1 protein-coding gene is annotated in these 1,334 nt (G+C 61.5%); it reads right to left on the reverse strand.

The window, feature by feature from the left end; genetic code table 11:
• Positions 1–9: 9 nt before the first annotated feature.
• A complete protein-coding gene (locus J8I35_RS34355; RefSeq protein ID WP_209929391.1) occupies positions 10–1,332 on the reverse strand; it encodes an IS4 family transposase in 1,323 nt (440 codons plus the stop codon).
• Positions 1,333–1,334: the final 2 nt, after the last annotated feature.

Raw genomic sequence — 1,334 nt, forward strand, 5'->3', positions numbered from 1 at the left:
TAATGCCGTTCAGTTAAGGTTCTTTCTGAGGAACCGGACAGCATAACGAGCAGGACGGGACTTGACGGCCCGATCGCATTTGCGATCGGGCCGTTTTACATTGATGAGCAGCTTGAGGTGCTCGCGAAGTCGCTTGAGGACGGCGGGCAGCTTGGCGAAGGCAGGTGTGCGCGCAGCCCACATCATCTCGTGCTGGATCAGATGGAACGAGCGAACGAAGCTCAGTTCGGTCGGTTCGCACTTGGCTTCAAAGGCCGCGCAGGCCATTTCTCGACGAATCAGGTTGTAGGCGATCAAGGCGCCCCAAATCTCCTGATAGATACCCTCGACGGTTCGGCTGCGTAGTGTCAGTTCGCTACCCAGCATGGACTGCTTCAGTTCGCGGTAGCTGGTTTCAATCTGCCAGCGCCGCTCGTAGCAAGCAACCAGGTCGGCCAACTTGAAGCGGCGCCGATCGGTCAAGGACGTCAGCAGTACGCGCTCGCGCCCCCGTGCATCCTGAGTGCGGATCGCTCGCGCCGTCCACCACTCCGGCAGATCGGGGCATTTCTGCCGAGCCTGAGGCGACACGCGCATGCGCACCAGTGCATCCTCCGGTTTGCCGGACAGCACCTCCCAACGCGTATTGGACTTTGCCGGAATGAGGAAGTGGCGATTGCGTTCGCCCGAGCTCAAGCCGCACAGGATCTCGGCTGCCAGGAAGCCTTTGTCGAAGACCGTGAGCGAATGGTCGGGAATCTGCGCCAGCAGATTCTTGGCGTAGATCATCTCGTTGGTGTCGTAGCGGCCAAACGCGATGTTCGCCACCAGATGCGTCGGGATCGAGGTCAGCGTGACGGCACGCACCTGCGGGTAGCTGGCCACCTTACCGCTGGCGTAGCTTTGGGCCCCGAAATGTTCCCGATTCGCGGCACTGTCCGGCGTGCGTAGCGTGGTGCCATCCATGGCCCATAGACTGAGGCCTTTGAATCCATGGCGAGCAGCGTCCTGTTTGCACCACGCCTGCGCGGTTTGCTCGAACAACCAAGCTATCGGGGCTTGGCCCAGGCGCTGCCGGGCTTGGGTAACGGCGCTCTTGCTGACGAAGGTAGCCTCGTTGGGCAGCACCAGTTCCAGGCTGTCCACCACTTCGCTGACCGACCAATGGCGATAGATCGCCAGCGCAATCACCAGCCAAACCACCTGTTCGGCGGGCAAACGACGGCGACGAATGCTCGCCGTGCCGGTCGCTTCGACGGCTTGCTCGATCCAGGCATGCGGCAGATGCTCCGCCAACCGGCTCAGGTCGGTTGGGCCGGCATCCAGCATGAAGGTCAGGTGGTCGGTCAGCATCG

Origin of the sequence: Burkholderia sp. CpTa8-5, assembly GCF_017815045.1 — a bacterium.
Taxonomy (GTDB): domain Bacteria; phylum Pseudomonadota; class Gammaproteobacteria; order Burkholderiales; family Burkholderiaceae; genus Burkholderia; species Burkholderia sola.

Excerpts from the sequence above, each read along its gene's own strand:
- J8I35_RS34355 (WP_209929391.1), bottom strand. The coding sequence starts at position 1,332 with ATGCTGACCGACCACCTGACCTTCATGCTGGATGCCGGCCCAACCGAC.